This is a genomic window from Mammaliicoccus fleurettii, assembly GCF_002018435.1.
Lineage (GTDB): Bacteria > Bacillota > Bacilli > Staphylococcales > Staphylococcaceae > Mammaliicoccus > Mammaliicoccus fleurettii.
This window is the reverse complement of sequence record NZ_MWJM01000028.1, coordinates 1-10,730: the sequence shown is the minus strand read 5'-3', so window position 1 is coordinate 10,730 and position 10,730 is coordinate 1. Positions and strand designations below refer to the sequence as shown.

Genomic DNA, 10,730 nt, shown 5'->3' with positions numbered 1-10,730 from the left:
TTTCTTCGTCGATTACATTGTACTAAAGTGAGCTATATATGGCTCTTATTTTATTACACAATTATATGGACATATTCGATAAGAGGTGTGTTAAAAGCAATTCTAAGCAAAATTGCTGATAAGAGGTGTGTTAAAAGCAATTCTAAGCAAAATTGCTGATAAGAGGTGTGTTAAAAGCAATTCTAGGTAAAATTGCTGATAAGTGTGGCCACAAAAGATGGTTTGTTGACAACTATGTATATAGTGTATATACTGTTTATACACACTTTGAAATGTCGGGAGGTTTCATATGAAGATTCTTTTACAGAATAGTAGCAATCAACCAATATACGAACAAATTAAAGAACAAATTAAAGCTCATATCCTTCAAGGTAATCTAGAACCTGGTGAATCATTACCTTCTATGAGAGAGTTAGCAAGTGATTTAGGTGTAAGTTTAATCACGACTAAACGTGCTTATGTTGATTTGGAGCAAGAACAATTTGTTACAACCATAAGAGGAAAAGGTACTTTCGTTAAATCACAAGACCCATCCATTATGAAAGAAAAGCAGTTTATTGTTATTGAAGATTTAGCTAAAGAATTAACAAAGCAAGCTAAATTAATAGGGATGGATGTTAAAGAAATAAATGAAATTATTACTTTGATATATGAGGAAGGTGAATAAAGTGGCTAATGCAATAGAAGTTAATCAATTAAATTATAAAGTTGAAAATCTTCAACTAAAAAATATTAGTTTTGAAGTAAAAAAAGGTTATGTTACAGGTTTTATTGGAGCTAATGGATCAGGTAAAACAACTATCATCCGCATAATAATGGGCTTGTTAAAAGAACAAAGCGGAGATTTAAAGTTATTAGGTGAGTATTTAACAGCTAACCCAGTTGAAATTAAAAACAAAATTGGGTTTGTATATTCTGAACTTTACATGTATGAGAATTGGAACATAAAAACAATAGAATCTGTTGTAAGCAAATACTATAAAAATTGGGACCACGATATGTTTCAAAAATATATGAACCAATTTCAACTTCCATATAAGCAAAAGATAAAACAATTTTCTACAGGTATGAAGATGAAACTTTCATTAGCAATCGCTTTAAGTCATCATGCTGAGCTTTATATATTAGATGAACCAACAGCAGGACTTGATCCTGTTGTGAGGAATGAAGTACTAGAAATTTTACAAAAAGAATTAATTGATGAAGATAAAACAATTTTCTTTTCAACTCATATAATTTCAGATTTAGAAAAAATAGCCGACTACATTGTGTACTTAAAAGATGGCTCAATCGTTATTAATGAAAGTGTTGATGAACTTATAGAAGGTTATAAAATTATTAAAGGTGATTCTGCTATACTCGATGATGAATTAAGAGAACTGTTAATAAGTATTAAAGAAACTCACACTGGGTTTTCTGGATTAACAAACCAAAGCTCTGTATTTGTAGAGTTATTTGGAAACGACATCGTTGTTGAAACACCATCTATTGAAGATATCATGGTAAGAATTGAAAAGGATAAATTCAATAAGGAAGTGGATTAAATGAAAGCACTATTTTATCGGAATTTTCAATATGAAAAGGGCTATTACTTATTATATTTATTGTGCTTTATTTTGACTTTCTTTTCTGAATTTACATTTTCAGTTAATGGAAATGGACTGTTTAATTTCGTTCCTATTTATTTTATAGCAGTTGTTTCGGTTCACTGTATTAATAATGCAATATTCTTGAATAAACAAAGTAGTCAAATATTTTATAATAGTTTACCCATTTCCAAAATAGATATCGTAAAAGCACATTATTTATATAATTTATTATTGACGACTATTTCATTTGTTATGGTAACCATTATTGCAATATATAAACAAGACACGATATTTATACAAGCAGCAATATTTATTGTAGCCACAAATTTATTTACATTAAGTATTGTGTATCCTACAATTGCACAAGTTAATCACAATCAGTTTGGAGCTTGGATATTGGTTGGAATGTATGTGGTTTTTACAATGTTTTATTTTGGAATTTATTCAAACCGTTCTTATCCATTTGCTGATGTACTTGGATGGAAAATATACTTGTATTTCCTGCCAACTATATTATTAATTATCGCTATGACAACTTGGATAATACAGTTCAACAAGGCTATCCATAAAGCTAAAAATGACAAAATAAATATTTATGGAGGTATAAAATGAAAGCAATATTATATAGAAACTTAGTTTTATTAAAGCCATATTTATTTATATTGTTAGGCATTACATTGATGTCACCATTGTTGATTGTTATTCCAATACAGAATTTCTTTAAAATTGCTATTTTAGGTGTATTAGTCATAACAATCCATATTGTGTTCTTAGTTTGGTCATATTATCTCTATTTAAGAATTAGTAAAAATCATTCTGAGCTTACATTTTTAAGCTTACCAGTAAAGCAATCAACAGTAATTAATGCTCATTATTTCACAGCAATAATATTGATTCTATTAACACTAGTTACGTTAGCAATATTATCAGCAACAGCTTTATTATTTAAAGGATCTGGAATGGAAGTCACAATTGACTTTACAAGTGTGTTCATGAATATATCTGCTAATTTGTTAACGGTTAGTTTGATATTACCATTGGCTGAATATAAAAGATTGCTGAAAATCCCACTTATATTTTGGATTATTATAGTGGGTGCTATTATCCCAAACATGATTCAATATATAGATAATTTGATTGGCGTGTTCTATATCCATACAGAAGTATTTTCTCAATATGATATGGAAATATATTTAGGCTGTTCAATTATATTATTTGTTATAACTTATATCTTAGCTATTAATAAAGCACGTAAAAATACTATTACAATTTAAAGAAGAGGTGAGTAGTTGTGAAATTAACTCAAATACAGAAACATTACGGAAAACAACATGTCCTAAAAAAAATAGATTTTGAATTTGGTGAAAGCCAAATTGTAGGTTTAATCGGAAAAAATGGTGTTGGTAAAACAACATTAATGAAAATTATGAATGAAAATATTGTTAAATATGATGGTACTTTTAGTAAAGAAAGCAATACTAAAGTCGGCTATTTAATAGAAAATCCTAAATTATATTTGAACAAAACTGGCTATTATAACTTAAACTTTTTTAGAAATGTTTTGGGTACACAAGTTGATGATCAATATATCAATCAATTAATAGAATCATTTGGTATAAAACCATATATCAATAAAAAAGTTAAAAAGTATTCTATGGGAATGAAACAGAAGTTATCAATAGCAGTTGCTTTAATGAACAAACCACAATACTTAATTTTAGATGAGCCTACAAATGGAATGGATCCAGATGGTTCTATCGATGTATTGAAGACGTTAGAAAGAGTTAGTAAAGAATTGAATATTAAAATTTTAATTTCTAGTCATAAATTAGAAGATATAGAGCTAATATGTGACAGAACAGTGTTTATGAAAGATGGCGCGATTGTTGAAGATTACAATATGAAAGATCAATCAACGGATGTAACGAAGTTTACTTTTGTACAAGAAGTTTATAATGAAGCACTTAACATACTTACTATGAAGTACAAAGTAGTAGCAAGCAATAAGCAAGAATCAATAATCTCTGTTGAAGCATTACAAGATTATCAAGACGTATTAAAAGAGCTTGGCAATAAAAATATTTATCCGAAATTTATCGAAAATAATAAAACAACGTTGAGAGATCAATACTTTAATATTAATAAAGGAGTTGAAGCATAATGAATATTGGACAACATGTAAAATATGATTTAACAAGAATTTTCAAGAGTCCTTTAGGATATTTAGGATTTTTACTATCAATTATACCTGCAGTAGGTGTTATTATTTCAGTTAAAACTTTAGATGCACCTTTCAATGCACAAGTTGTTTTATCAATGTTCATTATGTTTGGTGGACTTGTTGCACTTATGTTTGCTATTAGAACGATTGTACGTGATATGCAATTCGGTACAATACAGTTATTTTTAAATTCGAAAACTAATCGAATTAAGTATTTATATGCTAAATTACTATCTGTAGTTGGTGTAGTCATTATATTTGCTGTTTTTGGTACACTATTTACATTGTTATCATCGACAATGATAGATGCAGGGAATTTAAGTTTCACTGATTTTCTAAAAATGTTAGGCGTATTAATGTTAATCATTGTTTTCTATGTCACATTATTAAATATATTAAATTTATTAACAGGTAAATCTGCCATTGTTTATACGGCTGCAATACTTTGTATGATTTTATTACCTAATATATTTGAGGCATTCATATTTATACCAAAAATTGGCGAAGATTTAGCAAACATGATGAAATATAATCCTTTAGACTTTTTACCTAAAATATTAAATCAAGGTATGATATCAATGAAGGTATATCAAATTTGGATTTCAATTGCATGTATAGTTATTTTCACAGCAATTAATCACTACATTATAAGAAATAAGAATATATAATGGTTTATCCCTCATTTCTATGTTAAATTTAACTTATTAGATATATGAATGAGGGATATTTTTGGGTAAAAAATTTATAAAACATTATATCATAATAGGTGTATTGTGTATTATCGGGAGTTTCTTTTTCGAAGGAACACCTAAATCATTAATGATTGGTGCAGGTCTAGGATTTTTCCTTACAGCAATTTTAGCTATTTTTGAAAAAGAAGATAAAGTAGATGAGCATCCAGATAAAACTAAAAGTGAAGAAGATAAAAAGTAACTGCTACTTCGTGTAGTAGTTACTTTTTATGAAATTGGGGTGAACATATGTTACGAAGTTTATTATTTAAAAAGTTAGAACAAAAAGAGCAAAGTATGATAAAACATTATAAACACTTGCATCAGTACCCAGAACCATCATTTAACGAAATCATAACATCACAATATATTGAGTCATTCTATAAAGATAAAGATGTTAAAATACATAATCGTATTGGTGGAAATTATGGATTAATAGTAGAAATAGAAGGTAGTAAACCAGGTAGAACAATCGCTTTAAGAGCAGACTTTGATGCTTTGAATATTACTGAAGATACCGGTCTACCATTTTCTTCTAAACATGAAGGTTGGATGCATGCATGTGGTCATGATGCACATACTGCTTATTTAATGGTGCTTGCAGAAAGTTTAATTGAGTTGAAGGATCATTTACCAGGTAAAATAGTTATTGTTCATCAACATGCTGAGGAATTAGCACCCGGTGGAGCAATTGATATGATAAACTCGGGATATTTAAATGATGTTGATGAGATATATGGTATACACTTATTCCCAGATTACACACCAGATGTTATTTCATATAGAAAAGGGCCAACAATGGGAGGACGATCATTATTCCATTTAAAAGTTAAAGGTAAAGGTGGGCATGGTTCCAGTCCTCATTTAGCAAATGATGCTATTATGGCAGCGAGTACTTTTGTTACGAATGTTCAAACGGTAGTTTCAAGAAGATTAAATCCTTTTGATATGGGTGTAGTAACTATAAGTTCATTTAATGGCTTAGGTTCATTAAATGTAATACAAGAAAGTGTGGAACTAGCAGGTGATGTACGGTATATGGAAAGCCGTATTGGCCATCAAATACATGACGAAATAGTACAATTAATTGAGGGATTAGAAGAAACATTTGGTGTATCTTGCGAATTTAAATATGAATTAGATTGTATACCTTTAATCAATCATTATAAACAAACTGATTATTTAGTTGATATTTTAGCAACAAGCCAAGGTGATTATTTTGAATCGTTAAAAGAACATGAGCAACTTACGAGTTCAGAAGACTTCGCGAGTTATTTAGAAAAAATCCCTGGAACATTTTTCTTTATAGGTTGCAAACCATATGATATTGATGAAGCATTTTATAATCATAGTCCTAAATTTATCGTTAACGAAGATGCTTTATTAACTGCAAGTAAAGCATTAGGAGAAGTTGTTTTAAACAGATTATATATTGAATGAATTTTAATTTAAACACACACTAACAATTTGTTAGTGTGTGTTTTTACTTTAAAAAACTAATCGTAACCGTTTACAAATATGTAGAAAACGTTTACAATAACTTGTATACAAGTATACGGATGATTTTGGAGGGATTTTATGAAGCATCATTATCACTATCCTAACGATTGGTTAAAACATCGTTCTACTGGAGAACAAGTGGCGAGTGAACTTAGATTAGCTATTATAAGTAAAGAAATTGCAGAAGGTGACAAGCTAAGCGAAAACAAAATTGCTCAACAGTTTGAAGTCAGCCGTTCTCCCGTGAGAGATGCACTTAAACTACTTCAACAAGATGGTCTAATTTCTCTTGAAAGAATGGGAGCTGTTGTTATTGGTTTGTCTAATACTAATCAAAAAGAAATTTATGATATTAGGTTAATGTTAGAATCGTTCGTTTTTGAAAGACTACAGTTAGAAAATAATACAGAAGTCATCAAACAATTAAATAAAATCTTGAAAATGATGTCAGTTGCAGTTGAATTTGAAGATGCAGACGAATTTACAAGACTGGATCTACAGTTCCACGAATCTATGATTACAGCAATTAATCATCAATATATTGAAATGATATGGCATAACTTAACCCCTGTTATGGAATGTTTAATTTTAGTTTCGATGAGGCAAAGAATGAAAAATGATTTAGATGACTTTAAGCGAGTTATTCATAATCATAAAGTATATATAGAAGCTATTGAAACTAAGGACAGAAATAAGATGAAAGAAGCATTTCACTTAAACTTTGATGATGTAGATGAACAAATAGATGTTCTATGGAATTCGCAAATAAATATAGATAGAAAGTAGGATTATAAAATGAAATACATGATTGGTATTGATATCGGTACAACGAGCACGAAAGCTGTTATATATGATGAAGAAGGCAATTTTTTAAATAAACATAGTATTGAATACCCTATGTCAACAAAAGAAATTGGTGTTGCTGAGGAAAATCCTGAAGAAATATTCGATGCTGTCATATTCACAGTTAAAAAGGTGATTAGAGATACTGGAGCAGAACCAAAAAATATTAAATTGTTAAGTTTTAGTAGTGCTATGCATAGTTTAATAGCTATGGATAAAGACAACAAACCTTTAACTGAATGTATAACTTGGGCTGATAATAGAGCAAGTAAATATGCAAATATGATAAATGAAAAACATGATGGACTTGAAATATATAAAAGAACGGGAACACCAATTCATCCAATGTCTCCTTTGTCTAAAATATTTTGGTTAAAGCATGAACACGCTGATATTTATGACAAAACTGCAAAATGGATTGATATAAAATCTTATATATTTTATCAGTTATTCGAAGAGTACGTAATGGATCATTCAATAGGTTCTGCAACGGGTATGATGAACCTTAAGTCATTAGCTTGGGATAAAGAAGTAATGTCTTTACTTGGAATTAATGAAAGTCAATTGCCAAATTTAGTTTCCACTACACATATTATGAAGAACGTTAATAAAAAATATGCAGATTTAATGGGCATTGATGAAAATACACCTATTGTAATCGGTGCATCTGATGGTGTACTTTCTAATTTAGGCGTGAATAGTTACCGCGAAGGTGAAGTTGCTGTAACAATTGGTACAAGTGGCGCTATAAGAACAATTATAGATAAGCCTAAGACAGACGAAAAGGGAAGAATATTTTGCTATGTATTAACTGAAGATCACTATTGTATTGGTGGACCAGTTAATAATGGTGGTGTTGTACTTAGATGGTTAAGGGATGAATTATTAGCTAGTGAGGTAGAAACAGCTAAGCGATTAGGTGTTGATTCATATGATGTCTTAACTAAAATTGCGAGCAGAGTAAAACCTGGCGCAAACGGATTAATTTTCCACCCTTATTTAGCAGGAGAGCGTGCACCGTTATGGAATGCTAATGCAAGAGGTAGTTATTTCGGTCTGACATTATCACATAAAAAAGAGCATATGATTAGAGCAGCATTAGAAGGCGTACTTCTAAACTTATATACAGTATATCTTGCATTAATCGAAGTTATGGAGAAATCACCAGAACAAATTAAAGCGACAGGTGGATTTGCTAAAAGTGAAGTTTGGAGACAAATGATGGCAGATATCTTTGATACTTCAGTTGAAGTTCCTGAAAGTTATGAAAGTTCTTGCTTAGGCGCTTGTGTTTTAGGATTAAAAGCACTAGGAGAAATTGAAGATTTTGAAGTATTGGACAAAATGGTAGGTAAGACGTATCAACACGAACCAGAACAAGAAAATGTTGATATTTATCAATCACTTATACCAATTTATATAAATTTAAGCCGTAAATTAACTGAAGAGTACGATTTGATTTCAGAATTTCAAGCAACACATTCATAAGGAGATGTTAATATGTTTTCAGATATTGCACCATTATTAATAGTAGCAGTAGCAATTATATTATTATTAGGTTTAATTATGTGGTTAAAACTTAACACTTTTGTATCGTTAATTATAACTGCGATGGTAACAGGCATAATGTTAGGAATGCCATTAAACAAAATTATTGGAACAATTGAAACAGGTATGGGATCTACACTTGGTCACATTGCATTAATATTTGGTTTAGGAGCGATGTTAGGTAAGTTATTAGCAGATGGTGGTGGTGCAACAAGAATTGCACACACATTAATTAATAAATTTGGTCAAAAACGAATTCAATGGGCAGTTGTTACTGCATCATTTATCATCGGTATAGCATTATTCTTTGAAGTAGGATTAGTATTATTAATTCCTATAGTATTTACAATAGCTAAAGAATCTAAAGTTTCTACATTATACTTAGGTATTCCAATGACAGCAGCATTATCAGTAACTCACGGATTTTTACCACCACATCCAGGTCCAGTTATGATTGCTAAGGAATTTGGAGCGGAAATTGGTCAAGTTTTAATATTTGGTATCATTGTAGCAATACCCGTTACAATAATTGCTGGACCAATTTTCACTAAATTTGCTAGAAAAATTATACCAGAAGCATTTACAAAATCGGGCGACTTAGCATCTCTAGGTAAACAAAAATCTTTCAAAATTGAAGAAACACCAGGATTTGCAATTTCAGCATTAACGGCTTTATTACCAGTATTTATAATGCTTGTTTCAACAGTTGTAGATTTAGTAACAGGTTCACCAGAGAATCCAGAAGGCATATTAGGTTTTATTAGTTTTATAGGTGAAGCGGGTACAGCAATGTTAATTTCAGTATTGTTTGCTATTTATTCAATGGGAATTAACAGAGGATATAAAGTTAATCAAGTTATGGATACATTAACTAATGCCATATATCCAATTGGTATGATGCTACTAATCATTGGCGGTGGCGGTGCATTCAAACAAATATTAATCGACGGTGGAGTAGGTAAAACTGTCGAAGAACTATTTACAGGTTCAGCAATGTCACCAATATTACTAGCTTGGATTGTAGCAGCTGTATTAAGAATATCGCTAGGTTCAGCGACAGTAGCAGCAATTTCAACAGTAGGTATTGTAATGCCATTATTAGAATCATCAGACGTTAACCTTGCTTTAGTAGTATTAGCAACAGGTGCTGGTAGTGTAATAGCATCACATGTAAATGATGCAGGTTTCTGGATGTTTAAAGAGTATTTCGGATTAACAATGAAAGAAACATTCTTATCATGGACATTATTAGAAACAGTTATATCAGTATCAGGTATCATATTCATACTATTTATTAGTTTATTTGTTTAATAGAAAAACTTGTGACATAAATGTCATAGAAATTTTATAAGAGCAGAAATTCAATTTTAATAATGAATTTCTGCTCTTATTTTTTATAAAAATCATTTTGGCAACTCTTAGAACTACCATCAGATTGCCCGCAAAGTCTAAGACTTTGTTGGTATTTTTTATGCGCATGCTTTCCTCTTTTGTGAATACAGACATCCTTACTTACACTTCAACTGACTTGTGTTAACATAGGCATCCTTACTTACACTTCTCTCCACTTATGTGAATACAGATATCCATATTTAAATTTCTCTCTACTTGTGTAAATATAGACATCTTTACTTACACTTCACTCGACTTGTGTGAATACAGACATCCTTAGTTACACTTCTCTCAACTTATGTGAATATAGACATCCTTACTTACACTTCACTCGACTTGTGTTAATATAGAGATCCATACTTACACTTCACTCAACTTATGTGTATATAGACATCCTTACTTACACTTCACTCAACTTGTGTGAATACAGATATCCTTGCTTACACTTCAACTGACTTGTGTTAACATAGGCATCCTTGCTTACACTTCAACTGACTTGTGTTAACATAGGCATCCTTACTTACACTTCACTCGACTTGTGTGATTACAGACATCCTTACTTACACTTTTCTCTACTTGTGTAAATATAGACACTTAAGATTAATTGCCTTTAACATAAATGACCTATTATTTTAATGAGAATCATTTAGCTAACTCTTAGAGACACCATTTTTCTATATAAATATGGATATTGAGAGCGATTTTGTAAGTGCTGACGCCTGAGGGAATAGTATGCGTGAGAGACTACAGGCTCGAGACATATCCCTAGGCAGGCATGCACGAACAAAATCGTAAGATTTTATAAAAATGGTTATTAGTAGTGATTTTATAAAGTGCTGACGCCTGAGGGAATAGTATGCGTGAGAGACTACAGGCTCGAGCCATACCCCTAGGCAGGCATGCACG

General features: G+C 30.6%; 11 protein-coding genes. All 11 read left to right on the top strand.

The annotated features are described in order from the left end of the window. The first annotated feature begins 289 nt into the window (after window positions 1–289). A complete protein-coding gene (pmtR, locus tag B2G86_RS12635; RefSeq protein WP_078358546.1) occupies window positions 290–667 on the top strand; it encodes a PSM export ABC transporter transcriptional regulator PmtR in 378 nt (125 codons plus the stop codon). A 1-nt stretch (window position 668) separates the two neighbouring features. Then, window positions 669–1,544, top strand: a complete 876-nt coding sequence (gene pmtA / locus B2G86_RS12630) for a phenol-soluble modulin export ABC transporter ATP-binding protein PmtA (RefSeq protein WP_420798277.1) — start codon at window positions 669–671, stop codon at window positions 1,542–1,544. Continuing rightward, entirely contained in the window at window positions 1,545–2,201 is a 657-nt protein-coding gene (locus tag B2G86_RS12625) for an ABC-2 transporter permease (RefSeq protein WP_078358544.1), read from the top strand. It begins immediately after the preceding gene. Continuing rightward, window positions 2,198–2,863: a phenol-soluble modulin export ABC transporter permease subunit PmtB gene (gene pmtB / locus B2G86_RS12620; protein WP_078358543.1), complete on the top strand. Its 666-nt coding sequence runs from the start codon at window positions 2,198–2,200 to the stop codon at window positions 2,861–2,863. The genes B2G86_RS12625 and pmtB overlap by 4 nt, the downstream gene beginning before the upstream one ends. A gap of 17 nt (window positions 2,864–2,880) precedes the next feature. Then, entirely contained in the window at window positions 2,881–3,750 is an 870-nt protein-coding gene (pmtC, locus tag B2G86_RS12615) for a phenol-soluble modulin export ABC transporter ATP-binding protein PmtC (RefSeq protein WP_078358542.1), read from the top strand. Beyond that, on the top strand, window positions 3,750–4,478 hold the full coding sequence (locus B2G86_RS12610) for an ABC transporter permease subunit (protein ID WP_078358541.1): 729 nt from the start codon (window positions 3,750–3,752) through the stop codon (window positions 4,476–4,478). Before pmtC ends, B2G86_RS12610 begins: the two co-directional genes overlap by 1 nt. Before the next feature lie 61 nt (window positions 4,479–4,539). Next, on the top strand, window positions 4,540–4,743 hold the full coding sequence (locus B2G86_RS12605) for a hypothetical protein (protein ID WP_078358540.1): 204 nt from the start codon (window positions 4,540–4,542) through the stop codon (window positions 4,741–4,743). Between the two features lie 47 nt (window positions 4,744–4,790). Continuing rightward, window positions 4,791–5,981, top strand: coding sequence for an amidohydrolase (locus B2G86_RS12600; protein ID WP_078358539.1), 1,191 nt, complete (start codon window positions 4,791–4,793; stop codon window positions 5,979–5,981). Between the two features lie 138 nt (window positions 5,982–6,119). After that, the gene (locus B2G86_RS12595) at window positions 6,120–6,827 is read left to right on the top strand and encodes a GntR family transcriptional regulator (RefSeq protein ID WP_078358538.1); all 708 of its coding nucleotides are present in this window, start codon (window positions 6,120–6,122) and stop codon (window positions 6,825–6,827) included. A 9-nt stretch (window positions 6,828–6,836) separates the two neighbouring features. Beyond that, window positions 6,837–8,372 (top strand): gluconokinase, encoded by a 1,536-nt coding sequence (gene gntK / locus B2G86_RS12590; protein ID WP_078358537.1) that lies wholly within the window; start codon window positions 6,837–6,839, stop codon window positions 8,370–8,372. A gap of 12 nt (window positions 8,373–8,384) precedes the next feature. Next, window positions 8,385–9,743 (top strand): gluconate:H+ symporter, encoded by a 1,359-nt coding sequence (locus tag B2G86_RS12585; protein ID WP_078358536.1) that lies wholly within the window; start codon window positions 8,385–8,387, stop codon window positions 9,741–9,743. Window positions 9,744–10,730 lie beyond the last annotated feature (987 nt).